The organism is Microbacterium sp. NPDC080220, from assembly GCF_040686395.1.
Lineage (GTDB): Bacteria > Actinomycetota > Actinomycetes > Actinomycetales > Microbacteriaceae > Microbacterium > Microbacterium gawkjiense.
In genome coordinates this window covers 170,771-196,255 of the sequence record NZ_JBFBOP010000001.1, presented here as the reverse complement: position 1 = coordinate 196,255, position 25,485 = coordinate 170,771, and the positions used below count along the sequence as shown (strand labels likewise).

General features: G+C 70.4%; 23 protein-coding genes and 1 tRNA gene. 20 read left to right on the top strand and 4 right to left on the bottom strand.

What is annotated here, in order from left to right:
• Complete coding sequence (locus AB0P29_RS01005; RefSeq protein ID WP_253034230.1) at window positions 1-654, top strand: 3-oxoacid CoA-transferase subunit B; 654 nt, start codon at window positions 1-3, stop codon at window positions 652-654.
• On the top strand, window positions 651-1,832 hold the full coding sequence (locus tag AB0P29_RS01000; RefSeq protein WP_253034231.1) for an acetyl-CoA C-acetyltransferase: 1,182 nt from the start codon (window positions 651-653) through the stop codon (window positions 1,830-1,832). The genes AB0P29_RS01005 and AB0P29_RS01000 overlap by 4 nt, the downstream gene beginning before the upstream one ends.
• Window positions 1,833-1,859: 27 nt before the next feature.
• On the opposite strand, the gene AB0P29_RS00995 is transcribed toward AB0P29_RS01000, so the two are convergent.
• Window positions 1,860-2,120: a hypothetical protein gene (locus AB0P29_RS00995; protein WP_253034232.1), complete on the bottom strand. Its 261-nt coding sequence runs from the start codon at window positions 2,118-2,120 to the stop codon at window positions 1,860-1,862.
• A gap of 74 nt (window positions 2,121-2,194) precedes the next feature.
• Here AB0P29_RS00995 and AB0P29_RS00990 point away from each other — a divergent pair, with 74 nt between their 5' ends.
• The 9 genes from AB0P29_RS00990 to serA all read left to right on the top strand — a co-directional run bounded on the left by AB0P29_RS00990 (window position 2,195) and on the right by serA (window position 12,179).
• Window positions 2,195-3,607 (top strand): trehalose-6-phosphate synthase, encoded by a 1,413-nt coding sequence (locus AB0P29_RS00990; RefSeq protein WP_217530096.1) that lies wholly within the window; start codon window positions 2,195-2,197, stop codon window positions 3,605-3,607.
• Window positions 3,604-4,371 (top strand): trehalose-phosphatase, encoded by a 768-nt coding sequence (gene otsB, locus AB0P29_RS00985; RefSeq protein ID WP_363377769.1) that lies wholly within the window; start codon window positions 3,604-3,606, stop codon window positions 4,369-4,371. The genes AB0P29_RS00990 and otsB overlap by 4 nt, the downstream gene beginning before the upstream one ends.
• 9 nt (window positions 4,372-4,380) lie before the next feature.
• Window positions 4,381-6,087, top strand: a complete 1,707-nt coding sequence (gene ilvD, locus AB0P29_RS00980; RefSeq protein ID WP_253034235.1) for a dihydroxy-acid dehydratase — start codon at window positions 4,381-4,383, stop codon at window positions 6,085-6,087.
• A 42-nt stretch (window positions 6,088-6,129) separates the two neighbouring features.
• The gene (locus tag AB0P29_RS00975) at window positions 6,130-7,923 is read left to right on the top strand and encodes an acetolactate synthase large subunit (protein WP_363377767.1); all 1,794 of its coding nucleotides are present in this window, start codon (window positions 6,130-6,132) and stop codon (window positions 7,921-7,923) included.
• Between the two features lie 2 nt (window positions 7,924-7,925).
• Window positions 7,926-8,435, top strand: a complete 510-nt coding sequence (gene ilvN / locus AB0P29_RS00970) for an acetolactate synthase small subunit (RefSeq protein WP_217530089.1) — start codon at window positions 7,926-7,928, stop codon at window positions 8,433-8,435.
• A 45-nt stretch (window positions 8,436-8,480) separates the two neighbouring features.
• Complete coding sequence (ilvC, locus tag AB0P29_RS00965; RefSeq protein ID WP_363377765.1) at window positions 8,481-9,506, top strand: ketol-acid reductoisomerase; 1,026 nt, start codon at window positions 8,481-8,483, stop codon at window positions 9,504-9,506.
• Window positions 9,507-9,613: 107 nt separating this feature from the next.
• A complete protein-coding gene (locus AB0P29_RS00960) occupies window positions 9,614-10,105 on the top strand; it encodes a DNA polymerase III subunit gamma/tau (protein WP_363377763.1) in 492 nt (163 codons plus the stop codon).
• Between the two features lie 2 nt (window positions 10,106-10,107).
• A complete protein-coding gene (locus AB0P29_RS00955) occupies window positions 10,108-10,452 on the top strand; it encodes a hypothetical protein (RefSeq protein WP_363377761.1) in 345 nt (114 codons plus the stop codon).
• 122 nt (window positions 10,453-10,574) lie between these two features.
• Window positions 10,575-12,179: a phosphoglycerate dehydrogenase gene (serA, locus tag AB0P29_RS00950; RefSeq protein ID WP_363377759.1), complete on the top strand. Its 1,605-nt coding sequence runs from the start codon at window positions 10,575-10,577 to the stop codon at window positions 12,177-12,179.
• 77 nt (window positions 12,180-12,256) lie between these two features.
• On the opposite strand, the gene AB0P29_RS00945 is transcribed toward serA, so the two are convergent.
• Window positions 12,257-12,799 carry a TetR family transcriptional regulator gene (locus AB0P29_RS00945; RefSeq protein WP_363377757.1) on the bottom strand — a complete coding sequence of 181 codons (543 nt, stop codon included), beginning with the start codon at window positions 12,797-12,799 and terminating at the stop codon, window positions 12,257-12,259.
• Window positions 12,800-12,864: 65 nt separating this feature from the next.
• Between AB0P29_RS00945 and AB0P29_RS00940 the strand changes: the two genes are divergently transcribed.
• From AB0P29_RS00940 to AB0P29_RS00905, 8 genes are all read left to right on the top strand, one after another.
• Window positions 12,865-14,412, top strand: a complete 1,548-nt coding sequence (locus AB0P29_RS00940) for an MFS transporter (protein ID WP_363377756.1) — start codon at window positions 12,865-12,867, stop codon at window positions 14,410-14,412.
• Between the two features lie 32 nt (window positions 14,413-14,444).
• The gene (locus AB0P29_RS00935; RefSeq protein ID WP_363377754.1) at window positions 14,445-15,497 is read left to right on the top strand and encodes a 3-isopropylmalate dehydrogenase; all 1,053 of its coding nucleotides are present in this window, start codon (window positions 14,445-14,447) and stop codon (window positions 15,495-15,497) included.
• Window positions 15,498-15,546: 49 nt separating this feature from the next.
• Window positions 15,547-16,641, top strand: coding sequence for a branched-chain amino acid aminotransferase (locus AB0P29_RS00930; protein WP_253034241.1), 1,095 nt, complete (start codon window positions 15,547-15,549; stop codon window positions 16,639-16,641).
• A 3-nt stretch (window positions 16,642-16,644) separates the two neighbouring features.
• Complete coding sequence (locus AB0P29_RS00925) at window positions 16,645-17,412, top strand: fumarylacetoacetate hydrolase family protein (protein WP_363377752.1); 768 nt, start codon at window positions 16,645-16,647, stop codon at window positions 17,410-17,412.
• The gene (locus AB0P29_RS00920; protein WP_363377750.1) at window positions 17,405-18,640 is read left to right on the top strand and encodes an MFS transporter; all 1,236 of its coding nucleotides are present in this window, start codon (window positions 17,405-17,407) and stop codon (window positions 18,638-18,640) included. Before AB0P29_RS00925 ends, AB0P29_RS00920 begins: the two co-directional genes overlap by 8 nt.
• A 42-nt stretch (window positions 18,641-18,682) precedes the next feature.
• Window positions 18,683-20,197, top strand: coding sequence for a glutamate--tRNA ligase (gltX, locus tag AB0P29_RS00915; protein WP_363377748.1), 1,515 nt, complete (start codon window positions 18,683-18,685; stop codon window positions 20,195-20,197).
• Between the two features lie 91 nt (window positions 20,198-20,288).
• Window positions 20,289-20,360 (top strand) — tRNA-Gln (locus tag AB0P29_RS00910).
• A gap of 84 nt (window positions 20,361-20,444) precedes the next feature.
• Window positions 20,445-20,660: a hypothetical protein gene (locus tag AB0P29_RS00905; protein WP_363377746.1), complete on the top strand. Its 216-nt coding sequence runs from the start codon at window positions 20,445-20,447 to the stop codon at window positions 20,658-20,660.
• A gap of 6 nt (window positions 20,661-20,666) precedes the next feature.
• On the opposite strand, the gene AB0P29_RS00900 is transcribed toward AB0P29_RS00905, so the two are convergent.
• Window positions 20,667-22,679 (bottom strand): DUF262 domain-containing protein, encoded by a 2,013-nt coding sequence (locus AB0P29_RS00900; RefSeq protein WP_363377745.1) that lies wholly within the window; start codon window positions 22,677-22,679, stop codon window positions 20,667-20,669.
• Window positions 22,680-22,801: 122 nt separating this feature from the next.
• Here AB0P29_RS00900 and AB0P29_RS00895 point away from each other — a divergent pair, with 122 nt between their 5' ends.
• The gene (locus AB0P29_RS00895) at window positions 22,802-23,575 is read left to right on the top strand and encodes a hypothetical protein (protein WP_064001925.1); all 774 of its coding nucleotides are present in this window, start codon (window positions 22,802-22,804) and stop codon (window positions 23,573-23,575) included.
• 66 nt (window positions 23,576-23,641) lie between these two features.
• On the opposite strand, the gene AB0P29_RS00890 is transcribed toward AB0P29_RS00895, so the two are convergent.
• Entirely contained in the window at window positions 23,642-25,474 is a 1,833-nt protein-coding gene (locus AB0P29_RS00890; RefSeq protein WP_363377743.1) for a hypothetical protein, read from the bottom strand.
• Window positions 25,475-25,485 lie beyond the last annotated feature (11 nt).

Genomic DNA, 25,485 nt, shown 5'->3' with positions numbered 1-25,485 from the left:
ATGGCGTTGACACGGACGCAGATGGCGGCGCGAGCGGCGGCCGAGTTGCCGGACGGCGCCTACGTGAATCTGGGGATCGGGCTTCCGACGCTGGTCCCGAACCACATCCCGGACGGCGTGACCGTCGTGCTCCAGTCGGAGAACGGCATCCTCGGCGTCGGCCCGTACCCGACGGAGGACCAGGTGGACCCCGACCTCATCAACGCGGGCAAGGAGACGGTGACCACCCTTCCCGGATCGGCGTTCTTCGACTCCGCGCTCAGCTTCGGGATGATCCGCGGCGGCAAGATCGACGCCGCGATCCTCGGCGCGATGCAGGTGTCGGCCCGGGGCGACCTCGCGAACTGGATGATCCCGGGGAAGATGGTGAAGGGCCCGGGCGGTGCGATGGACCTCGTCCACGGCGCCGCGAAGGTGATCGTGCTCATGGAGCACACGGCCCGTGACGGGTCGCCGAAGATCGTGACGGACTGCTCGCTGCCGCTCACCGGTCGCGGTGTCGTCGACCGGATCATCACCGATCTCGCCGTCATCGACGTGACGTCCGAGGGGCTGGTGCTGGTCGAGACCGCACCGGGGGTCACCGTGCAGGGCGTGAAGGATGCGACCGAGCCCGAGCTCGTGGTCGCGCAGGATGTGAAGGTGGGAGCATGACCGAAGACATCGTGATCGTGGCGGCGGCGCGGACCCCGCAGGGCCGGTTGAAGGGGCAGCTCGCCCCGTTCACCGCACCGCAACTGGGCGCCCTCGCCATCCGCGGCGCCCTCGAGCGCGGCGGCGTCGCCCCGGCATCCGTCGACGCGGTCATCCTGGGGCAGGTGCTCGCCGCCGGTTCGGGGCAGAATCCCGCACGTCAGGCCGCGGTCGGCGCCGGGCTCGGCTGGGACGTCCCCGCCACGTCGGTCAACAAGGTGTGTCTGTCGGGGCTGACGGCGATCATCGACGCGAAGCGGATGATCGCCGTGGGCGATGCCGCGGTGGTCGTCGCCGGCGGGATGGAATCGATGACGCGCGCCCCTCACCTGCTGATGGGGTCTCGCGACGGCTGGACGTACGGCTCCGTCGAGGTCCTCGACCACATGGCCGTCGACGGGCTCACCGACGCCTACGACGGCGTGTCGATGGGGTTGTCGACGGAGCGCCGCAACCCCGGGCTCGGACTCTCCCGCGCGGACCAGGACCACGTCGCCGCGCTGTCGCATCAGCGGGCGGCCGCTGCGGCGGAGGCGGGTGTCTTCGACGCGGAGATCGTCGAGGTCGAGGTGCCGCAGCGCAAGGGCGATCCGCTCCGGCTCACGCGGGACGAGGGTGTCCGCCCCGAGACGACCGTCGAGACCCTCGCGCGCCTGCGCCCCGCGTTCTCGCCCGACGGCGACATCACGGCCGGCAACGCGTCTCCGATCTCCGACGGTGCCGCGGCGGTCGTGGTGACGACCCGCTCCCGGGCGGATGCCGAGGGGTGGACTATCCTCGCGGTGATCGGCTCGGCCGGTCAGGTCGCCGGCCCCGACAACTCGCTCCACTCGCAACCCGCGCGGGCACTGGCGCAGGCGCTCGGGCGGCAGGGCATGGCCGCCGCCGACCTCGACCTCATCGAGATCAACGAGGCCTTCGGCGCCGTCGTCGCCCAGTCCCGAAGCGAGCTCGGCGTCGATGATGCGGTCGTCAACGTCCACGGCGGCGGGATCGCGATCGGACACCCGATCGGCGCGTCCGGCGCGCGGTTGGTCGTGCACGCCGTGCACGAGCTGGCCCGCCGCGGGAGCGGGGCGGCCGGTGTGGCGCTGTGCGGCGGCGGCGGTCAGGGCGAGGCGCTGATCCTCACTCGGTAGAGGCTCGCGCCGTGAGGCTCCTCGGCGTCAGCGCCGACGCGACACGCGCTTCTTCAGAAGCTTCTTCTTGTCGTCGGCGCGCGGCGAGTCGAGCGGGATGAGCTTGCCGCGCGAAGCGCGTCGCGTGTCGACGACCGAGCCGATCGCGAGGGCCATCGTGATCGCCCAGCTCAGCCAGGCCAGCGCGGTGCGCCAGGTGAAGCTCTCCTCGCTGCGCGCGGAGCGCACCAGGGTGACCCCTCCGGTGAGGGCCGACAGGAGTCCGGTGCCGAAGAGGTATTTGCGCATACCACCCACGGTAGTGGGGGTGAGCCCCCGTCGCGGCGGTTGTTAGCCTGAAGTCATCCGTCGAGAGGAACTCCGTGACCGTGGCTTCAGACTTCGTCGTCGTGTCCAACCGCCTTCCGGTCGATCGGACGGATGACGAGAACGAGCCGTGGCGGCGGTCCCCGGGCGGACTGGTCACCGCGGTCGATCCGGTCATGCGCCGCAACAACGGTGCCTGGATCGGGTGGCCGGGACAGCCCGGCGTGGAGCTCGATCCGTTCGACTTCGACGGGCTCCAGCTCGTGCCAGTCACCCTCACCGCGGACGATGTGCAGTTGTACTACGAGGGCTTCTCGAACGACACCATCTGGCCGCTGTACCACGACGTGATCGCAGCCCCGACCTACCACCGCGCGTGGTGGGACGCCTACGTCAAGGTGAACCGCAGGTTCGCGGAGGCCGCTTCCGCGCATGCCGCCGACGGCGCGACGGTATGGGTCCACGACTATCAGTTGCAGCTCGTCCCGAAGATGCTCCGCGAACTCCGACCCGATCTCACCATCGGGTACTTCCACCACATTCCGTTCCCCGCATACGGCCTGTACGCCCAGCTGCCGTGGCGCCGGCAGGTCCTCGAGGGTCTCCTCGGCGCCGACGTCATCGGGTTCCAGCGGGTGGCGGATGCCGGCAACTTCGCCCGTGCCGTGCGTCGGCAGCTGGGGTTCGACACCAAGGCCGGCGCGATCTCGGTGCCCACCGCCGACGGGGGAGTGCGCAAGGCCGTTGCGCGGGCCTATCCCATCTCGATCGACGCCGCGGAGTACGAGGAGCTCGCGAATCGGCCGGACATCCAGGCGCGCGCCGCCGAGATCCGCTCGAGCCTCGGCAATCCGAAGGCCATCCTCCTCGGGGTCGATCGGCTCGATTACACGAAGGGCATCCGCCACCGCCTGAAGGCCTACGGCGAACTGCTCGCCGACGGCCGGCTCTCCGTGCACGACGTGACCCTCGTGCAGGTCGCGAGCCCCAGCCGAGAACGCGTGCAGACCTACATGGAGCTGCGCGACGAGATCGAGCTCACCGTCGGTCGCATCAACGGCGACGCCGACGAGCTCGGCTATACCGCCATCCAGTACCTCCACAACTCCTATCCGCGCGAGGAGATGGTCGCCCTCTTCCTCGCGGCGGACGTCATGCTCGTGACGGCCCTCCGCGACGGCATGAACCTCGTCGCGAAGGAATACGTCGCCAGCCGCGTCGACGGCGGCGGTGCCCTCGTGCTGAGCGAGTTCACCGGGGCCGCCGACGAGCTGACCCAGGCGATCAAGGTGAACCCGCACGACATCTCCGGCTTGAAGGACGCGATCATGCAGGCGATCGAGATGCCCGAGCGCGAGCGCGAGCGGCGGATGCGGGCGCTGCGGCGTCGGGTGCGGGAGAACGACGTCGCGAAGTGGTCGCAGCGCTTCCTGGCGGACCTCGGCCAGTCGCGCGAGGAGCGGGCGTGACCGGTGTCACCGCGGTCGCCGCGGCCGAGCGCCTGCTCGTCGCCCTCGACTTCGACGGCACCGTGTCCCCGCTGGTCGACGAACCGATGACGGCGCGGATGACCCCTGCCGCGCGCGGGGCCGTCGACGCCCTCCTGACGACGCCCGATACGTTCGTGGCGTTCGTCTCCGGCCGGACCCTCGCCGACCTGCGGGTCATCGCCGAGCACGAGGACGACTCGCCGATCCTGCTCGCCGGCTCGCACGGGGCCGAGTACTGGATTCCCGGTTCGCCGTCCGAGGGCGACGTCGACGCCGCGGACATCGCGCTGCGCGATCGCCTGCGCGCTGACGCGGAGCGTCTCGCAAGCGGCGTCTCCGGCGCCTGGATCGAGCCGAAGGCGTTCGGGTTCGGGGTGCACCTGCGCACCGTCGCCGACGCCGACGAGGCCGCCGCGCTGCGCTCGGGCGTCGACGCGATGATGGCGGACGCCGCGCCGCACTGGCGCCGGCGCCAGGGCCACGACATCGTCGAGTACGCCTTCACCGATGCGGGGAAGGATGCGGCCGTCGCCCACCTGCGCGAGGTCGTCGGGGCCACGGCGGTCGTGTTCGCCGGAGACGACGTGACGGATGAGGACGCCCTCCGGTCGCTCGAGCCGCAGGACCTCGGGATCCGCGTCGGCGCGGGGGAGACTGCGGCATCCGTGCGTGTGCGCGACATCGAACAACTGGCCGGTTTGCTGTCGACTCTCGCACGCGAGCGGGTCGCCGCTCGGCAATAGACTTCGAGAATGCCTTCACCCGACGAGACGATCGACATCAAGCCCCGCAGCCGCGCGGTGACCGACGGCATCGAAGCCACCACGTCACGCGGCATGCTCCGCGCCGTGGGCATGGGCGACGAGGACTGGGACAAGCCCCAGATCGGCATCGCATCCAGCTGGAACGAGATCACGCCCTGCAACCTCAGCCTCGATCGGCTGGCGCAGGGGGCCAAGGAGGGTGTGCACGCCGGCGGCGGCTACCCGCTCCAGTTCGGCACGATCTCGGTCTCGGACGGCATCTCGATGGGTCACGAAGGGATGCACTTCTCCCTCGTGAGCCGCGAGGTCATCGCCGACTCCGTCGAGACGGTCATGATGGCCGAGCGTCTCGACGGGTCGGTCCTGCTCGCCGGCTGCGACAAGTCGATCCCCGGCATGCTCATGGCGTCCGCCCGGCTCGACCTCTCGAGCGTCTTCCTCTACGCCGGGTCGATCGCCCCCGGCTGGGTGAAGCTCAGCGACGGCACCGAGAAGGACGTCACGATCATCGACTCCTTCGAGGCGGTCGGCGCGTGCCTGGCCGGCAAGATGAGCGAGGCCGACCTCAAGCGCATCGAGTGCGCGATCGCCCCGGGCGAGGGTGCGTGCGGCGGCATGTACACCGCCAACACGATGGCCTCCGTCGCCGAGGCGCTGGGCCTCAGCCTGCCCGGTTCGGCCGCTCCGCCCTCGGCGGACCGTCGCCGCGACTACTTCGCGCACCGCTCCGGTGAGGCCGTCGTCAACCTCCTGCGCCAGGGGATCACGACCCGCGACATCCTCACCAAGGAGTCCTTCGAGAACGCGATCGCCCTCGCGATGGCGCTCGGCGGCTCGACGAACGTCGTCCTCCACCTGCTGGCCATCGCCCGCGAGGCCGACGTCGACCTTACGCTGCACGACTTCAACCGCATCGGCGACAAGGTGCCGCACGTGGCCGACATGAAGCCGTTCGGGAAGTACGTCATGAACGACGTCGATCGGCACGGCGGCATCCCCGTCATCATGAAGGCGATGCTCGACGAGGGGCTCCTTCACGGCGACGCGCTCACCGTGACCGGCAAGACGCTCGCCGAGAACCTCCGCGAGCTCGACCCGGACCCGATCGACGGCACCGTCATCCACACCTTCGACGACCCGATCCACGCGACCGGCGGCATCACGATCCTGCACGGCTCCATGGCGCCCGAGGGCGCCGTCGTGAAGACGGCCGGCTTCGACGCCGCCGTGTTCGAAGGCCCCGCACGCGTCTTCGAGCGCGAGCGCGCCGCGATGGACGCGCTCGAGGAGGGTCGCATCGCCGCCGGCGACGTCGTCGTCATCCGTTACGAGGGCCCGAAGGGCGGCCCCGGCATGCGCGAGATGCTCGCCGTGACGGCCGCCATCAAGGGCGCAGGCCTCGGAAAAGATGTACTACTCTTGACGGACGGACGATTCTCAGGCGGCACAACCGGCCTGTGCATCGGCCACATAGCACCCGAAGCGGTGGACGCTGGTCCCATCGCCTTCGTGCGCGATGGTGATCTGATACGGGTCGATATCGCGGCTCGCTCTCTCGACCTACTCGTCGATGAGGCTGAGCTGAACTCCCGCCGCGACGGCTGGGAGCCCCTTCCCCCGCGCTATACCCGTGGCGTGCTGGCCAAGTATTCGAAGCTCGTGCGCTCCGCCGCGGAGGGCGCGACGACGGGCTAGGCCCCACACACTCCGTCATCCATCACCGCAGAGGTATCACTCATGTCTTCTGACACCGTCGCCGCTGTGCCTCGGCCCCCGGCCGGAGGCCCGTCCACGCCCGTGCTCACCGGAGCGCAGGCCGTCGTCCGCTCGCTCGAGCTCCTGGGCGTCACCGACGTCTTCGGGCTCCCGGGCGGCGCCATCATCGAGGTCTACGACCCGCTGATGGACTCGACCGACCTGCGCCACATCCTCGTGCGCCACGAGCAGGGCGCCGGTCACGCCGCCGAGGGGTACGCCGCGGCATCCGGTCGCGTCGGCGTCGCCATCGCGACCTCCGGCCCCGGCGCCACCAACCTCGTGACGGCTATCGCCGACGCGTACATGGACTCGATGCCCATCGTCTGCATCACGGGCCAGGTGTACTCGACCCTGATGGGAACGGATGCCTTCCAGGAGGCGGACATCGTGGGCATCACGATGCCGATCACCAAGCACTCGTTCCTCGTGAAGGACCCCGCCGAGATCCCGGGCGCCCTCGCCGCGGCCTTCGAGATCGCCTCGACGGGTCGCCCGGGCCCCGTGCTCGTGGACATCACGAAGGATGCGCAGCAGGCCAAGGCGCCGTTCGTGTGGCCCCCGAAGATCGACCTGCCCGGCTACCGGCCCGTCACCAAGGCGCACGGCAAGCAGATCCAGGCCGCGGCGCAGCTGATCTCCGAGGCCAAGAAGCCCGTCCTCTACGTGGGCGGCGGCGTCGTCCGCGCGGGAGCCGCCGGCGAGCTCCGTCGTTTCGCCGAGGCGACCGGCGCCCCCGTGGTCACGACGCTCATGGCCCGCGGCGCGTTCCCCGACTCGCACCCGCAGCAGTTGGGCATGCCCGGCATGCACGGCACGGTGCCCGCTGTGCTCGCGCTGCAGGAGTCCGACCTGATCGTCGCCCTCGGTGCCCGATTCGACGACCGCGTGACCGGCAAGGCGGCCCTGTTCGCCCCGCACGCGAAGGTTGTCCACGTCGACATCGACCCTGCCGAGATCTCGAAGATCCGCTCCGCCGACGTCCCCATCGTGGGTGACCTGAAGGACGTGCTCGTCGATCTCGACGCGGCCTTCGCCGGTGTCGCGAAGCCCGACGTCTCGGAGTGGTGGTCCTACCTCGACGGCCTCCGCACGGAGTTCCCGCTGGGAGCCGCACCGACGAGCGACGGCCTCCTCTCGCCGCAGCACGTCATCCAGCGCATCGGCGAGCTCACCGGCCCCGAAGGCGTATTCGCCGCCGGCGTCGGCCAGCACCAGATGTGGGCCGCGCAGTACATCGGTTACGAGCGCCCGAACGCGTGGCTCAACTCCGGCGGCGCCGGCACGATGGGCTACGCCGTGCCCGCGGCCATGGGCGCGAAGGTCGCCCAGCCCGACCGCACGGTGTGGGCGATCGACGGCGATGGCTGCTTCCAGATGACCAATCAGGAACTCGCCACCTGCGCGATCAACGACATCCCGATCAAGGTCGCGATCATCAACAACTCCTCGCTCGGCATGGTGCGGCAGTGGCAGACGCTCTTCTACGACGGCCGTCACTCGAACACCGACCTCAACACGGGTCACGACACCATCCGCATCCCGGATTTCGTCAAGCTCGCCGAGGCGTACGGCTGCCTCGCGATCCGCGTCGAGAAGGAGGAGGACGTGGATGCCGCGATCCGCACCGCCCTCGAGACCAACGACCGCCCGGTCGTGATCGACTTCGTCGTGAGCGCCGACGCGATGGTGTGGCCGATGGTGCCCCAGGGCGTCAGCAACAGCTACATCCAGTACGCACGCGAGCACGCGCCGGCCTTCGAGCAGGGGGAGTGACGATGAGCAAGCACGTCCTGAGCCTCCTCGTCGAGGACAAGCCCGGTCTCCTCACCCGCGTCGCCGGCCTCTTCGCGCGCCGCGGCTTCAACATCGACTCCCTCGCCGTGGGGGTGACCGAGGTGCCCGGACTCTCGCGCATCACGGTCGTCGTCGACGTCGAGGAGCTGCCGCTCGAGCAGGTGACGAAGCAGCTGAACAAGCTCGTCAACGTCATCAAGATCGTCGAGCTCGACTACGCGACCTCCGTCCAGCGCGAGCACATGCTCGTGAAGGTCCGCGCCGACAACCAGACGCGCTCGAACGTGATCGAGGTCGTCAACCTGTTCCGCGCCTCGGTCGTCGACTACGCCACCGACGCGCTCGTCGTCGAGGTGACGGGCGACCGCGGCAAGGTCGACGCCTTCCTCAAGGCCCTCGAGCCCTTCGGCATCAAGGAGCTCGCCCAGTCCGGCATGGTCGCCATCGGCCGCGGTGGCAAGAGCATCACCGAGCGCGTCCTGCGCGGCTGACCCCACAACTTCTCTACCGACATCTACAAGGAGACACACACGAACATGGCTGAGATCCTCTACGACGCCGACGCCGACATCTCGCTCATCCAGGGCAAGAAGGTCGCCATCGTCGGGTACGGCTCGCAGGGCCACGCCCACGCCCAGAACCTCCGCGACTCCGGCGTCGAGGTCGTCATCGCCCTCAAGGAGGGCTCGAAGTCCGCGCCGAAGGCGTCGGAGGACGGCTTCGAGGTCAAGTCCGTGGCGGATGCCGCCGAGTGGGCCGACCTCATCATGATCCTCGCGCCCGACCAGCACCAGCGCGGGATCTTCAATGACGAGATCAAGCCGCACCTCGCCGCCGGCAAGACCCTCGCCTTCGCCCACGGCTTCAACGTGCGCTTCGGCTACATCGAGGTCCCCGACGACGTCGACGTCATCCTCGTCGCCCCGAAGGCCCCCGGCCACACGGTGCGCCGGGAGTTCGTCGCGGGACGCGGCATCCCCGACATCATCGCCGTCGAGAAGGACGCCTCCGGCCAGGCCTGGGACGTCGCCCTCTCGTACGCGAAGGCGATCGGCGGCACCCGCGCCGGGGTCATCAAGACCACCTTCACCGAAGAGACCGAGACCGACCTGTTCGGTGAGCAGGCCGTCCTCTGCGGTGGTGTGTCGCAGCTCGTCCAGTACGGCTTCGAGACGCTGTCCGAGGCGGGATACCAGCCCGAGATCGCCTACTTCGAGGTGCTCCACGAGCTGAAGCTCATCGTCGACCTCATGTGGGAGGGCGGCATCGCCAAGCAGCGCTGGTCGGTCTCCGACACGGCCGAGTACGGCGACTACGTGTCGGGCCCGCGCGTCATCGACCCGCGTGTCAAGGAGAACATGGCCGCTGTCCTCGCCGACATCCAGTCCGGCGCGTTCGCGAAGCGTTTCATCGACGACCAGGACAACGGCGCCGTCGAGTTCCAGGAGCTCCGCACCAAGGCCGCGGCCCACCCGATCGAGGCGGTCGGCAAGGACCTGCGCGCCCTGTTCGCGTGGAAGCAGCAGGACGCCGACTACACCGAAGGCTCCGCCGCGCGCTGACCTTCGGCATCCAGCCCTCGGCGCATCCGCCGGGACCGGCTTTTCGTGAGCCACGGAGGCCCGACCCTTACAAGGGGTCGGGCCTTCGGCGTCGGTAGACTCGGAGCGTGGCTTCCGACCCTCACGACGACGAGGACGCCTTCCGCTGGGAGGGCGACGATTCGCCGACGCGTCCGGCGCGTCCCGAGCGCACCGGCGCTGCGCTCCCCGACGGGTGGCGTGCCGTCGGGAAGGGGAGTGAGGCCACTCCCGGCGACGACGTCGCCCCCGCGCCGGAGGCGGTGACGACGGCGGACGAGGATGCGGAGCCGGCACCCCTCGGCAACGTTGCCCTCGTGTCCCTGGGGCTCCTCGGCGGCATCTATCTGCTCTACACCGTGGGGTGGCTGCTCGGGAGCTCGCGGCTGGCGGCGGCGACGTCGTTCTGGCTGGAGCCGGCGGCCGTCGTGCCGGCGCTGTGGGTCGCGGTCGCGGCCCCCGCCCTCTGGTTCGGCGGCGTCATGCTGCTCACCCGCGCGTCCGCCGCGTGGGTGAGGTTCGCGTGGCTGGTCGTCGGCGTGTTCCTGCTCCTGCCGTGGCCCTTCGTGATCGGAGTCTGATCGTGACGACCTCGAACCAGGCGGTGCGCCGTGGTCCGTCCTGGCTGCCCGCCGCCGTCGCCGGTGTCTTCGGACTGTTCTACGCGTACGCGGTCTGGACGGCCGTCGCCTTCCTGCTCGCGCAGGCCACGGGCGTCGAGGGCCTGAACGGCGGCGGATGGGCGATCCTGCTGTTCTCCGTCGTCTTCCCGATCATCGTGTTCGTCGCGGGGGTCGTTCTCGCGCGGCGACGCCCGGTGCTCCACCTCGCGGTCGTCCTCCTCGCGGGGCTCGGTCTCGTCGCCGTGTTCTGGCTGAACATCCTCACCTACGCGATCACGAACGGGAACTCGCTCGTCGGATCGTGACGGGTGTCACACGGTCGGGGGCGGTGGTGGGTCTTCGCTAGGCTGGGCGTGCCGCGTACCGTCGTCGGTCACCTCTCGGCCGGCTCCGTGGCGATCCACCCCCGCGTACCCGAAGGTCTGCCGTGCCCAAGCCTGTCGTCCTCATCGCCGAAGAACTCTCTCCCGCCACGATCGAGGCCCTCGGCCCCGACTTCGAGGTCCGATCCGTCGACGGAGCCGACCGTGCGGCGCTCCTCCCGGCGCTCGCGGACGCAGACGCGGTCCTCATCCGCTCGGCCACGAAGATGGATGCCGAGGCGATCGCCGCCGCGCCGTCGCTCAAGGTCATCGCGCGCGCCGGTGTCGGCCTCGACAACGTCGACATCAAGGCGGCCACCAGCGCCGGCGTGATGGTCGTCAACGCCCCGACGTCGAACATCATCTCCGCCGCCGAGCTCACCGTCGGCCACATCCTGAGCCTCGCGCGTCACATCCCGGCGGCGCACTCCTCCCTCGCCGCCGGCGCCTGGAAGCGCTCGTCGTTCACGGGCACCGAGCTGTACGAGAAGACGGTCGGCATCATCGGCCTCGGGCGCATCGGCGCTCTCATCGCGGCCCGCGTGCAGGCCTTCGGGGTCTCCGTGGTCGCCTACGACCCCTACGTCACGCCGACGCGTGCCCAGCAGCTGGGTGTGCAGCTCGTCAGCCTCGACGAGCTGCTGCGGACGAGCGACTTCGTCACGATCCACATGCCCAAGACGCCCGAGACGACGGGCATGATCGGGGCCGCGCAGTTCGAGATCATGAAGGACTCGGCCTATGTCGTGAACGTCGCCCGCGGCGGCCTCATCGACGAGGAGGCGCTGTTCACCGCGCTGACGACGGGCCAGATCGCCGGCGCCGGACTCGACGTCTTCACGAGCGAGCCGCCCGCCCAGGACGGCACGGCCTTCCCGCTGCTGTCGCTCCCGAACGTCGTCGTGACCCCGCACCTCGGGGCCTCGACGGAGGAGGCGCAGGAGAAGGCCGGCGTCTCGGTCGCCAAGTCCGTCAAGCTCGCCCTCGAGGGCGACCTGGTGCCGGACGCCGTCAACGTCGCCGGTGGCGTCATCGACCCCTTCGTGCGCCCCGGCATCGCGCTCGTCGAGCAGCTCGGCCAAATCTTCACCGGGCTCGCACCGAGCGCACTGACGAGCCTCGACATCGAGGTGCGCGGCGAACTGGCCGACTACGACGTGAGCGTCTACCGCCTGGCCGCGCTCAAGGGCATCTTCACCAACATCGTGAGTGAGAACGTCTCGTACGTGAACGCGCCGCTCTTCGCGGAGCAGCGCGGCATCGAGACCCGCCTCATCGTGGAATCCGAGAGCCCGCTGTACCGCAACATCACGATCCTGCGCGGCACACTGTCCGACGGCACCGTCCTCACGGTCGAAGGCACCCTCGCCGGCACGCGGATGGTGCCCAAGGTCGTCGGCATCAACGGCTACGAGGTCGAGGTGCCGATCAGCCGGTACCACGTCGTCATGCGCTACGCCGACCGCCCGGGCATCGTCGCGATCTACGGCCAGAAGCTGGGCGAGGCGGGCATCAACATCGCCGGCCTGCAGGTCGCGCGACCGGACGCGAGCGGCCGCGCGCTGTCCGTGCTGACGGTCGACTCGCCGATCCCCGAGGCGATGCTCGACGAGCTGCGCGACGCCGTCGCCGCCGACCTGTTCCGGCAGATCGAGCTCAGCGAGGTCTGACCCGCCCCGGCATCCGCTCTTCCCCTGTCACGACGCGCCGTGCGCGGCGGCGGTTTGCGACGGGGGAGCGGATGCCGCTAGCGCGCGGCGCGCTCGACGAGGGCGATCAGCGCGTCGAGCTCGGCGCCGCGGGGGAGCGGTCCGGGGAGCGCGCCCGTCGCGAGCGCGCTGTTGAAGTACAGGCCGTCGCTGACGAGCAGCACGAGCTGCAGCGCGGTCTCGTCGCGGGTGTGGGGGCGGAGGGCCTCCTCCCAGAGCTCCCGCACCCGACGGAGGGCGTCGGAGGCCTCGGCGTGGCCGGTCTGCGCCAGGCGGGAGGCCGCGATGATCGCGCGATCCAGCGGCGACCCGGTCTGCACCGACGTCCGCACGAAGGCGGCGACGACACCTTCGGGAGCCCGCAGCATGTCCTCGACGTCGATCTCGACGAGGCGCCGCATCCGCTCCAAGAGGGCGGCTTCGAGAGCGTCCTTCGACGCGTAGTGGTAGAGCAGGCCGCCCTTGGAGACCCCGGCGGCGGCGGCGACGGCATCCATCGTCGCCCCCCGGGCGCCGCCGTCGATGAGCGCCGCCTCGAACGCGTCGAGGACGCTCTCCTTGGCTTTCGGTGGTCTGCCCATGCTCCGATCCTCTCGCGGGTGAGCGCCTGATTCTGTTACTATACCGGCTGGACGGTGTACTAATGATGACGTTGACGGAAGAGATCCGAACGGCCGACGCGGCGGGTACGAGGCAGGGATGGCGCGGGTGGGCGGCGCTGGCCGTGCTCATGCTGCCCGTGCTCCTGGTGTCGGTCGACAACACGGTGCTGAGCTTCGCGCTGCCCGAGATCGCGCGCGACCTGACCCCGACGAGCGCGCAGCAGCTGTGGATCATCGACGTCTACCCGCTCGTGCTCGCGGGCCTCCTCGTGACGATGGGATCGCTGGGCGACCGATTCGGCCGCCGGCGCATGCTGATGATCGGTGCGACCGGATTCGCCGCCGTCTCGGCGCTGGCCGCTTTCGCCCCCTCGGCCGAGCTCCTCATCGCGGCGCGCGCGACGATGGGCCTGTTCGGCGCGATGCTCATGCCGTCGACGATGTCGCTGCTGCGGAGCATCTTCACCGACCGCGACCAGCGGCGCCTCGCGATCGCCGTGTGGGCGTCGATGTTCTCCGCCGGATCCGCGCTGGGGCCGATCGTGGGCGGTGTGCTCCTCGAGCACTTCGCGTGGGGTTCGGTGTTCCTGCTCGCCGTGCCGGTCCTCATCCCGCTGCTGGTGCTCGCGCCCCTCCTCGTGCCCGAGAGTCGCGACCCGCACCCCGGTCGCATCGACCCCGTCAGCATCGTCCTCAGCATGGCGACGATGGTGCCGGTCGTCTACGCGATCAAGGAGGTCGCCGTCCACGGTCCGGGGCCGCTCCCGCTGGTGCTCGTGCTCGTCGGGCTGGCCTTCGGGTGGGTCTTCGTGCGCCGTCAGCTGCGCTCCGAGAGCCCGATGCTCGACATGCGCCTGTTCCGTCGCGACGCGTTCACCGGCGCGCTCCTCGTGAACCTGCTGAGCGTGGTCGCCCTCGTCGGCTTCCTCTACTTCGTGACCCAGCATCTGCAGCTGATCGTCGGGTTGAGCCCGCTGCAGGCGGGCCTCGCCCTCGTGCCCGGGCTCGCGCTCATGATCGTGTCGGGTCTCGCCGTCGTGCCGGTCTCCCGCCGGGTGTCGCCCCGGGTGGTCGTCCCCGTCGCGCTCGCCCTGTCGGTCGCGGCGTACGTCGTGATCGCGGTGTCGACGGATGCCGCGGCCCTCGGCATCCTCATCGGCGCCTTCGCGCTGCTCGGCATCGGCATCGGTGCGGCCGAGACGGTGTCCAACGAACTCATCCTCGCCACCGCGCCGCCCGCGAAGGCGGGAGCGGCGAGCGCCGTGTCCGAGACTGCGTACGAGCTCGGTGCCGTGCTCGGGACCGCGGTGCTCGGCGGCATCCTCACCGCCCTCTACCGCGCCGGACTCGTCCTCCCGGACGGTGTGCCGGCGGGCGCGGCCGCGGCGGCGCGCGAGACCCTCGGCGGGGCGGTCACCGTCGCGGACGGACTCCCGGGCGCGCTGGGCGACCGCGTCGTCGAGGCCGCGGCATCCGCCTTCGATGCGGGAGTGGGCGTCACCTCGATCATCGGAGCCGTCCTGGTCGTCTGCGCGGCCGTCATCGCGGCCACTACGCTGAAGGGAACCCGCACCCCGCGCGTCGAGGACTGACCGCGCGGGTTCCCCCGAGAACGAGGAGAGCGATGTCGCGCGTCGTGAAGCTGGCCGTCATCCCCGGAGACGGCATCGGTCCGGAGGTCGTCGCAGAGGCCGAGAAGGTGCTCGACGCCGTGACCGAGGGAGCCGAGGTGACGTTCGAGAAGACCCGGTTCTCCCTGGGCGCCGCCCGCTACCTCGAGACGGGTGACACCCTGACCGACGAGGACCTCGCCGCGATCGCCGCGCACGACGCCATCCTCCTCGGTGCCGTGGGCGGGATGCCGGGGGACCCCCGTCTGAAGGACGCGAACATCGAGCGGGGCCTGCTGCTCAAGCTGCGTTTCGCGCTGGACCACTACGTCAACCTCCGCCCGTCGGTCCTGTACCCGGGCGCCTCGGGTCCACTCGCGGAGCCGGGGGAGATCGACTTCGTCGTGGTGCGCGAGGGCACCGAAGGCCCCTACGTGGGCAACGGCGGCTCGATCCGCACCGGCACGCCGCACGAGATCGCGAACGAGACCTCCGTGAACACGGCGTTCGGGGTCGAGCGGGTCGTCCGGTTCGCCTTCGCGCAGGCGCAGAAGCGCCGTCGGAAGCTGACCCTCGTGCACAAGACCAACGTGCTCGTCCACGCCGGCGGCATGTGGAAGCGGATCGTCGACGAGGTGGCCGCGGAGCACCCGGACGTGGCCGTAGACTACCTGCACGTCGACGCGGCGACGATCTTCCTGGTCACGAACCCGGGCCGCTTCGACGTGATCGTCACCGACAACCTCTTCGGCGACATCCTGACCGACTTGGCCGGCGCCGTCACCGGAGGCATCGGCCTCGCCGCTTCGGGGAACATCAACCCCGACGGCGCGTTCCCGTCGATGTTCGAGCCCGTGCACGGTTCCGCGCCCGATATCGCCGGACAGCAGATCGCCGATCCCACCGCTGCGATCCTCTCCGTCGCCCTGCTGCTCGACCACCTCGGACTGCAGGGCGAGGCCGAGCGCGTCACCCGCGCGGCCCGCGAGGACATCGAGAGCATGGACGGCTCCGCCCGCACGACCGCGCAGGTCGGCGACGCCATCACCGCACGCCTCCGGGCGTAATCTGAGTGGATGCGCGCCGCGCAGACGCCGCGCGAGGAACAGGACTGACATGACCCTCACCGACTCGACCGCAGCCCCCCTCACCTTCTCGGTGACGAAGAACCTGGCTGCGGCATCCCCTTCCGCCCGCGAGGAGATCCTCGCGAACCCCGGCTTCGGCACGAACTTCACCGACCACATGGTCGACATCTGCTGGTCGTCCAAGGGCGGCTGGCACCGTCCCCGCGTCTCGCCGTACGGCCCGATCTCGCTCTCGCCCGCCGCCGCCGTGCTGCACTACGGCCAGGAGATCTTCGAGGGCATCAAGGCGTACCGTCACGCGGACGGCTCGATCCACACGTTCCGGCCCGAGGAGAACGCGCGGCGCCTGCAGCGCTCCGCGCGCCGCATGGCGCTCCCCGAGCTCCCCGTCGAGTACTTCCTGCAGTCGCTGCGCGAACTCATCGCCGTCGACGGCGACTGGGTGCCCGCGGGCGCCGACCAGAGCCTCTACCTGCGGCCGTTCATGTTCGCGAAGGAGGCGTTCCTCGGTGTGCGCCCGGCCGAGAAGGTCGCCTATTACCTGATCGCGAGCCCCGCGGGTGCCTACTTCAAGGGCGGCGTGACCCCCGTGAAGATCTGGCTGAGCGAGGACTATGCCCGCGCCGGCAAGGGCGGCACCGGCGCGGCCAAGACGGGCGGCAACTACGCCGCGAGCCTCCTGCCGCAGGCCGAGGCGTACGAGAAGGGCTGCGACCAGGTGGTCTTCCTCGACGAGGACGGCAACGTCGAGGAGCTCGGCGGCATGAACGTCGTCTTCGTCATGAAGGACGGCACCCTCGTGACCCCCGAGTCGGAGTCGATCCTCGCCGGCATCACGCGCGACTCGATCCTCCGACTCGCCGAGGACCGCGGGCACCGCGTCGAGCGACGTGCCGTCTCCCTCGCCGAGTGGCGTGAGGGTGTCGCCTCGGGAGAGATCGTCGAGGTCTTCGCGTGCGGCACTGCCGCCGTGGTGACCCCCATCGGCGCGCTCAAGGCCTCCGGCTTCGAGGACGCGCAGCCCACGGGCACGCTCGCCCTCGAGCTGCGCCAGCACCTCACCGACATCCAGTACGGGCGTGTCGAGGACGTCCACGGCTGGCTCACCCGGCTGGACGGCTGATCCGTGCGCATCGTCCGTTACAGCCGCAACGAGGCCATCCGCTTCGGGATCATCGACGAGAAGGAGGTCGTCGAGCTCGCCGGCGACCCGATGTTCACCGGGTTCGAGACGACAGGTGAGCGGATCCCGCTCGCCGAGATCACGCTCCTCGCGCCCTCGATTCCGCGCTCGAAGATCGTCTGCGTCGGCAAGAACTACCGTGATCACGCCGCCGAGATGGGTGGGGAAGCGCCGACCGAACCGCTGCTGTTCCTCAAGCCCAACACGTCCGTGATCGGCCCCGACGACGCGATCGTGCGGCCGCCGCAGTCGCAGCGCACCGATTACGAGGGCGAGCTCGCCGTCGTCATCGGGCGGGTCGCGAAGAACGTCCCCGCCGACAAGGCGCTCGACTACGTGTTCGGGTACACGATCGGCAACGACATCACGGCGCGCGACCTGCAGCGCTCGGACGGCCAGTGGTCCCGCGCCAAGGGATTCGACACGTTCTGCCCGCTCGGACCGATCATCGAGACCGAGTTCGACCTCGACGGTGGAGCGCGCATCGTGTCGCGCGTGAACGGCGAGGTCCGTCAGGACGGTCCGATCTCCGACATGGTCCACTCGGTACCGGAGATCATCGCCTACGCCTCCGCGGCGTTCACGCTGCTGCCCGGCGACGTCATCCTGACCGGGACGCCGGCCGGGATCGGCGAGTTCCACGCCGGCGACGTCCTCGAAGTGGAGATCTCGGGCCTCGGCATCCTGCGCAACACGGCGCGGAATGCCTGACGACGGACTGCTCTCCCTCACAACGACGGATGTCGCGCGCATCCAGCGGCGCACCGTCACCGTCCTCGCGGCGGGGCAGGTCCTCGGCGGTGTCGCGTTCGGCGCGACGGTTTCGCTGGGGGCGCTCCTGGCCGCCGACCTGTCGGGCCAGGAGTCGCTGTCGGGGTTCGCGACGGCATCCGTCACCCTCGGCGCCGCGCTCTGCGCGATCCCGCTCGCCCGCCTCGCGGCGGCGCAGGGGCGGCGCCGAGCGCTGACCCTCGGCAATCTGCTCGCCCTCGTGGGGATCGCGGTCGTCATCACGGCCGCGGCCCTCCGCGCCTTCCCCCTGCTCCTGGTCGGCGTGATCCTCATCGGCGCCGGCAACGCCGGCAACCTGCAGTCCCGTTTCGCAGCGACCGACCTCTCGGGGCAGGGGCGGCGGGGGCGCGACCTCGGCACGGTCGTGTGGGCGACCACGGTCGGGGGCGTGGTCGGTCCGCTCATGCTCACGCCGGGGGAGGCCGTCGGCGGATGGCTCGGGATGCCGCCCCTCACCGGTTCGTACGCGTTCTCGATCGTCGCGCAGACCCTCGCCCTGACGCTCTACCTGGTGGCGCTGCGCCCCGACCCGCTGAAGGTCGCGCAGCAGGTCGCTCTATCGCGCGACCCCCGGGACCCCCGGCTCGACGAGCCGGACCGTCCCGTCGTCGCCCGCTACGCCGTGTTCGCAGTGGCGGGCTCGCACGTGACGATGGCCTCCGTCATGGCGATGACCCCGGTTCACCTCTCCCACCTCGACCCCCGCAACGTGACGACGATCGTCGGCGTCACGATCGCGCTGCACGTCTTCGGGATGTACGGGCTGTCGCCGGTCTTCGGCATCCTGGCCGACCGGTGGGGGCGTCTGCAGACGATCCTCCTGGGGCAGGGCATCCTCGCCGCGTCCCTCGTGACGGCGGCGGTCGCCCCGAACTCGCCCACCGCGGTCCTGATCGCTCTCCTGCTGCTCGGTCTCGGGTGGAGCGCGGCGACCGTGGGCGGCGCGGCGCTGCTGACCGAGGCGACGCCGACCGAACTGCGTCCCCGCAGGCAGGGGCGCAGCGACACCGCGATGACGCTGTCGGCGGCGATCGGATCGGTGCTCGCGGGCGGCATCCTGAGCCTCATCGGCTACGGCGGGCTCGCCCTCGTCGCCCTCGCGGTGGTCGTCGCGATCACCGTCCTCTCGCCCTACGCCCGGCGCTGAGGGCGCGGGGCGGGAGCGGCGCCGGTCGTAGACTTGACGGCGATGTCCACTGCACCGCACCCTCTGACCACGACCGCCTCCGGCTCCGACGTCCGCGTCCGATTCTGCCCCTCGCCGACGGGGCTCCCGCACGTCGGGATGGTCCGCACCGCCCTGTTCAACTGGGCGTACGCGCGGCACACCGGCGGCAAGATGATCTTCCGCGTCGAGGACACGGATGCCGCTCGCGACAGCGAGGAGAGCTATCGCCAGCTCGTCGACGCTCTGACCTGGCTCGAGATCGACTGGGATGAGGGCGTCGAGAAGGGCGGCCCGCACGAGCCGTATCGGCAGTCGCAGCGCCACGATATCTACCGCGAGGTGCTCGACAAGCTGATCGCGACCGGTGCCGTGTACGAGTCGTACTCGACGGCCGAGGAGGTCGACGCCCGCAACGAAGCCAACGGCCGCGCGAAGCAGCTCGGCTACGACAACTTCGACCGCACGCTGACGGACGAGCAGAAGGCCGCGTTCCGCGCGGAGGGCCGCGAGCCCGCCTGGCGACTGCGCGTGCCGGACGAGGACGTCACTTACGTCGACCTCATCCGCGGCGAGGTCACCTTCCCGGCCGGATCGTTCCCCGACTTCGTCGTCGTGCGCGCCGGCGGCATCCCGCTCTACACCTTCACGAACCCCGTCGACGACGCCCTGATGGGGATCACCCATGTACTCCGCGGCGAGGACCTCATGCCCTCCACCGCCCGTCAGCTCGCCCTCTACAGTGCGCTCATCGACGCGGGGGTGACGACCTTCGTGCCTCGCTTCGCGCACATGCCGCTCGTGCTGGGCGAGGAGGGCACGAAGAAGCTCTCCAAGCGCGACCCGAAGGCCGACCTCTTCCTGCAGCGCGAGAAGGGCTTCATCCACGAGGGGCTCCTGAACTACCTCGCCCTCCTCGGGTGGTCGATCGCGCCGGACCGCGACGTCTTCTCGCGCCAGGAGCTCATCGAGGCGTTCGACATCGTGAACGTGAACCCTAACCCCGCCCGCTTCGACCAGAAGAAGGCCGAGTCGATCAACGGTGACCACATCCGGATGCTGGAGCCCGCCGACTTCGCGTCGCGCCTGGTCCCGTACCTGGTCGGGGCCGGTGTCGTCAGCACGCCTCCCACCGACGCGCAGCGCGAGATGCTCGCGAAGGCGGCGCCGCTCGTGCAGGAGCGCATGCAGATGCTCGGCGACGCTCCGGGGCTGCTCGGATTCCTCTTCCGCGACGTTGAGGCGTACGACGAGGACGCGGTGAAGGGACTGCCCGCGAACACCGCCGAGGTGCTCGCCGCCTCTATCGACGCGCTGCAGGCGGTTCCCGAGGATGCCTTCACCGCCGAGGCGATCCAGGCGGCACTGGCGTCATCCCTCATCGACGGGTTGGGCTTGAAGCCCCGCGTCGCCTACGGACCCGCGCGCGTCGCGCTGAGCGGCCGGCGCGTCTCGCCGCCGCTGTTCGAGTCGATGGAGCTGCTGGGCAAGTCCGTCACGCTCGACCGCCTCGAGCGCCTGCGCGCCGAGCGCAGCTGAGACGCGACGCGCTCGGGTTGCGCGTCCGGTTTGGCCGGGGCCGTACCGTGGGCTAAGCTTGATCCTCGGTACGACTCCGGTTGAAACCCGGTGGGGTATGGTGTAATTGGCAACACGGCTGATTCTGGTTCAGTTGTTCTTGGTTCGAGTCCAGGTACCCCAGCAAGGAGAAAACCCCCGCTCCGGCGGGGGTTTTGTTTTGCCTGAAATCGTGCGCGTCGGTGGCCGACGGACGCACAATGGTCGCATGGGACTCTTCACGCAGCGACCCGAAGAACCGTCCGAGTGGGCCGGGCTCCCCGCGGAGCCGATGGAGCCCCGCAACCCGGTCGAACGGCTGGGGGAGGGGCCCACGGCATCCGACTGGTCGCCCGACCTCCTCGCCGAGGCACCCGCCACGGCGACGTGGATCGAGATCCCCGTCGATCCCGCACCCGAGCCGGACGGCGCCGACGGGGACTGACCCCGCTCAGCGCATCGCGTCGCCGATGTAGGAGTACTTGACGAAGACCTCCGAGGCCCACCCGGCCTCTTCGAGCACGCCCTGCACGGCGGTCAGCATGTACTTCGAATCCCAACCGAGGTAGAGGTACCGCCCCTCATCGAGGGTGTCCCACTGGCCGTTCCAGGCCATCGCCGGGTAGACCGGGCCGCCGTGGCGCGCGCTGTAGTCGACGACGCTCTGCCGCGAGTCGGCCCAGAGCCTCGCGAACACGCGGTTGAACAGGTAGCGGACGTCCCGCACGTCCCAGTGCTCGCCGCGGTACTCGACGTAGTCGAACTCGCGCTGCCAGCCGCGGGGCCAGCCGCGCCGCTTCTTGGCGTCGAGGATCGGCGTGAGGTTGTCGTCGTCGATCCCCACCACGGCGGGGCGGCGCCACGCATCCATGAAGCGCGCGGTCAGCTGCTCGGTGCGTTCGGCGATCCGAGCCGTCGTCCAGGTCTCGGCATCCGCGATCCGACGCGTGAACTCGAGGCCGCTCGACGCGTAGGCACTCCGCTTCGCGGGGAAGGAGGCGTCGAACACCCGATCGGCGGCGTCCTCCTCGAGGAGCGTCAGGTTGCCGAGCGTGTTCACGAGGGCGCGGTGCGCGTTCTGCTCGTCGTCGCTGAGGTCGGCCCAGCGCCGGACGCCGTCGCCGGTCCACTCGTCGGAGGGCGCCGCGGGGAGGACGTGCTCGAGGACGACGTCGGCGTCGTCGTCCACCCCCGCCAGGCGCGCGAGGACGAAACCCGCGTGGGGGAGTTCGCCGTAGCGCAGACCCACCCGGGTCCGCTCGTCCGAGGGCGTGATGCGGGCGATGGCGAGCACGAGCGCCTCCATCCCCTCATCCGCCGCGCGGCAGAAGCGCGCGACGAGCCGGTCGACGGACAGGCCGACGACGGTCCGGCGCAGCAGCAGGGACTCCACATGCGTCAGGGCGAGCGACAGATCGGATGCCGAGAGCTCACCGTGCAGGTGGTCCCGGTACAGCCGCATCGCGAGGGGATACATGCCGCGGCCCAGCGTGTTGATCGCGGCGAAATGGCGTGCGATGCCCGCATCCGTCGCCGAGCCCGGTTCGAGCAGGAGCCGGTAGATCTCCGACAGCTCCCGCCACTCTTGCGCGCGGGCACGCAGCGTCATCCGATCCAAGCGCGGGAACTCGTGGCGGAACGCGTCGTAGACACCGCGCTCGCCCTCGACGAGCACCTCGCGCCCTGTCAGCATGACGAGGTAGTCCCGCCAGAAGGCACCGATCTGCTCGCCCGTGTTCGCCTCGATCGCGAGCCAGTACTCGTTCTCGATCTCGCTCTGCTCGGCGTGCGTGAGGCCCATCAGCACGTAGTTGTGGATCAGCTCGTGGTCGCGCAGCGGTTCGCCCGTCGAGTTGAGGCTCTCGAAGATCTGCTGCGCGTTCGCCTGCCCGCCGAGGGTGATCGACACGTGCTCCAGCTTGCGCAGGCCACGCCAGATGTCGGCGGCCTCGTCGGGCCGGATCTGGCTCCGGAAGAACGCGTAGTTGTCATCGAAGCGCGACGCGCGGTCGGTGTCGGCGGGGGAGCGGCGGTCGAGCACGACGCTCTCGAAGACGTCCGCCCAGGCGCGGTGGGGACGCAGCTTCGTCCGCGCCGGCTCGCCGTGACGCACCAGCACCGCCTCGAGTTCGGCGGCGAGGCCCGGATCGTCGTCGCGGAGGGTGTGGTGGAGCGCCGCGACCAGCAGCATCAGCGTCGTGACGCGCTGCTGCCCGTCAATGAGGACGAGGTGGGCGTCGTCCTCCGCCGACGTGCTGGCGGTCGAGAGGATGGAGCCGATGAAGTGCGTGTGACCGTCTTCACCTGCGGCTGCGGCGCGGATGTCGCCGAGAAGCTGCTCGCACCCGCCGATGTCCCAGCGGTACTGCCGCTGATAGACCGGCACGACGATCGTGGTGTCCGAGGCGGAGAGCCAATCGATCGTGTTGACGGCGGTCGCATCGACGTTCGTGGCGCTGCTCATGTTCCTCGAATCGCTCCTCGAATTTCCCGGTCGAGTCTACTGACGCTCCCAGAACGCCTAGGTAGGCTGGCCTAAGTCGGGCCTGTAAAAACTTCGCTCGTCCGACAGAAAGGTTGATCCGCATGGGTTACATCAAGAGTGCTCTGCTCGAGGAGACCGGCTACGCCGTCCTCGACATGTACGGCAAGCACATCGATCCGAAGGAATGGCTCGACGTCGAGTACGTCGACTGGAAGTCGTCGGGGGACACCCGCTTCGCACCGCTCGCCTCGGCCAAGGGTGAGATCGAGTGCAACGGCTTCTGGAACCACCAGCCGCCGCGCACCGACAAGGACGGTGTCTGGATCCCTTCGCAGACCGAGAAGGCGCCCACGCTCACTGAGCGCGCGCTCGAGCCGGGCTCGAACGTCGGACGCTGCCGCATCATCGAGCTGCAGCCGAACACCTACGCCGACGCGCTCTACAACCTGCACCAGGACGACAACAACCGGCTGAACCCCGACGGCACCGGCTGGGTCGTCCGCAGCTTCTTCAACCTCACCGACGACAAGGACAGCTTCTTCGTCCTGCGTGACAACCGCACCGACCCGAGCGGCGAGACCCGCATCGCCCTTCCCGCCGGTGCGCAGCTCGTCATCGACACGCAGCGTCTCTGGCACGCCGCCTACCACCCCGGCGACGCCCCGCGGTACTGCCTCATCACGTCGTGGGAGTCCGGCCCCGAGCTCGACGCCTACATGGAGAAGTACAACGGCGTGAACAAGGTCGAGAGCGTTCCGCTCGACCAGGAGACCATCGACGCCGCGCAGGCCGAGCAGGAGCGGCGCATTGCCGCCCGCGCCGCCGCTCTCGCGGCTCGCGGTCAGCGCGAGGTCCTCGCGATGAGCGAGGCCTGAGCCTCCGCACCCGCAACGACGGACGCCCCCGGTCGCGATGACCGGGGGCGTCCGTCGTCTGGTGCGTCAGTGACCGCTGATGCGTCGTCGGTGTGCGATGCGGTGACCGAGCCACAGCATCGCCGCGATGAGCCCCGCGATCGCGGTCCCGACGATCCAGGGGAGGATGCCGGGGGTGATCCCGGAAGTCCCCGCAGCGAGCTCCGTGGTCCCGTCGGCCAGTCGGGCGTTGCCGTCGCTCAGGTCGATCGTTCCGTCGGCGAGCGCGGCAGCTCCGTCGTCGAGCGTGACGGAGCCCGCGGCGAGCTCGTCGGCTCCGGTGGCCAGCGCCCCGGCTCCGTCGGACAGGCTGCCGGCGCCCTCGGAGAGTGCGGCGGTGCCGTCCGCGAGCGCGCCGGCGCCGGACGAGAGCGTCCCGGCCCCGGCAGCGAGACTCCGGGCTCCGGACTGCAGGCGGGTCGAGCCGTCGACGAGGCGCACGGTGCCGGACTGCAGGTCGCCCAGCCCGTCGCGCAGGTCGCCGGACTTCTCGGCCAGTCGGCTACCGCCGGCGACGAGCGCGTCGGTCCGAGCATCCAGGGCGCTTGCGCCGTCGGAGAGCTGTTGCGCGCCGGCAGCGAGCCTGTCGGCGCCATCGGCGAGGTCCCGCGACCCGTCCGAGGCCCGCTGGACCCCGGCGGCGAGCTCGTCCGAGCGCGAGGCTGCGGTCCCGGCACCCGCCGCGAGCTCACCGGCCTTGGTCGACGCGGTCGTGAGACCCTCGGCGAGGGTTGCCGAGCCGGTCTCCAGGCCGCCCAGCCCGCTCGACAGGGCCGACGTCCCCGCCGACAGCGTTGCCGCACCGTCGGCGACGCTCGCCGCCCCGCCGGACACCTCGGACAGCTTCGTCGAGATCGTGGTGAGCGCGCCGTGCATGCCGGCGACCCCCTCCGACACGGCTGCCGCGCCGCTGGAGACCTGCTGCGCACCGGCCGCGAGGCCCTCGAGCTGCGCCCGCAGGGTCGGGTCGCCGACGGACGCCGCGAGTGCGGAGAGCGACGACTGCAGACCGGACGCGCCTGACGCGACCGCTTTGGCGCCCCCGGGCACCTCCGCGGTCTTCGAGGCGGCATCCTTCGATGCGGCGGCGAGTGTGTCCACCCCGGCGGACAGCTTCGCTGCACCCGTGGAGAGGGTGGCGGCGCCTGTATTCACCGAGACGCCGCCCGCGGCGGCCTTGGCGGCACCGGCGGCGAGCGCATCCGCGCCGGTCGAGAGTCGAGCGACCCCGTCGTGGAGCTGGCCCGCGCCGCCCGAGATCCTGCCGAGTCCCGAGGCGAGCTCGCCGGCACCGGTCGACGCCCGGGTCAGTCCGCTCGAGAGCGCTGCGGCGCCGGCATCCGCCTTCGTGGCGCCTGCGGCCAGCTCGCCGGCCCCGCTCTCGACCCGCTCGATTCCTGCCTTCGCCTTTTCGATGCCCCGGGAGAGGTCCTTCGCGCCGTCGGCGAGCAGGACGGATCCGGATGCTGCGCGTGATGCGCCGGCATTGAGCCGCACGGCGCCGTCACGACCCGCTGCAGCGCCCTCGGCGAGCGTCTGCGAACCCGTCGACAGCTTCGAGGCGCCGGCAGCGAGGGCGCCGGCACCGCTCGCCGCGGATTCGGCGCCCTGTGCGAGTCGTGTCGCGCCTTCGGATGCCGTCTGCGCGCCGGCGGCGAGCTGGTCCGCTCCCGTGGCGAGGCGCTTGGTGCCCTCAGCCAGCGAACCGGCGCCTTCGGCGACGTCCTGCGAGCCCGCGCGGGCGAGCGCGGCTCCGTCCTCCAGCCGGCCGGCGCCATCGTCCAGCTTCGCCGCGGTCAGCAGATACAGGGTCGTCATCGTGAGCAGGAGCAGGGCGAGGATGACCACGGTGACGGTCATTCCGCGGCCGT